The following is a 544-nucleotide window of genomic DNA, read 5'->3' on the forward strand; positions in this document are numbered from 1 at the left end:
GACGCGCGCCGCCGTTCATCGTGAGCGCCGCGAGGGCCGCCGCGAGCGGTTCGGACGGCTGCGTCGCCAGGCCGAAGAGGCCCGAGCCCGTCGCCGGGGTGCCCAGCGTGGGCCCGTCGAAGATGGACGGCGAGTCGAACACGCCGAGCAGGTCGCTCAGGGCGTCCGCGCCGAAGGTGCTGGTGAGCTCGCGCGCCGCCTCGAACTCCGCGCGGGCCTCGCCCATCAGGGCCTCGGCCTGCAGCAGGGTCTCCTCGTACTTGCCGCGCGCCTCGATGGACATCTGACCCAGTCGGCGCGTGCGGCGCAGGTTGTCCGCGAGCCGTCCGAGCTTCTGGATCGTCTCGCCCGCGAGGTGACGGTAGCGGTCGTACTCCTCGATGGCGGCGTCGGCGCGCGCGTCGTAGCTCTCGCGTTCCTGCGCGAGGGCGGACATCCGGCGTTCCAGCATCGCCCACAGGTCGTCGAGCGAGACGGGCTCGCCCCGGTCGAGGGCCGCGCGGGCCTCCGCGATGCGCGGCGCGAGTTCCGCCTCGGCGCCGCG

Annotated in this window: 1 pseudogene; it reads right to left on the reverse strand. The window is 74.6% G+C overall.

The annotated features are described in order from the left end of the window. Positions 1 to 544, reverse strand: a pseudogene (locus tag DEIPI_RS34920) (coiled-coil domain-containing protein); the annotation flags it as partial.

Origin of the sequence: Deinococcus pimensis DSM 21231, assembly GCF_000519345.1 — a bacterium.
In the GTDB taxonomy this organism is placed as follows: Bacteria; Deinococcota; Deinococci; order Deinococcales; family Deinococcaceae; genus Deinococcus_A; species Deinococcus_A pimensis.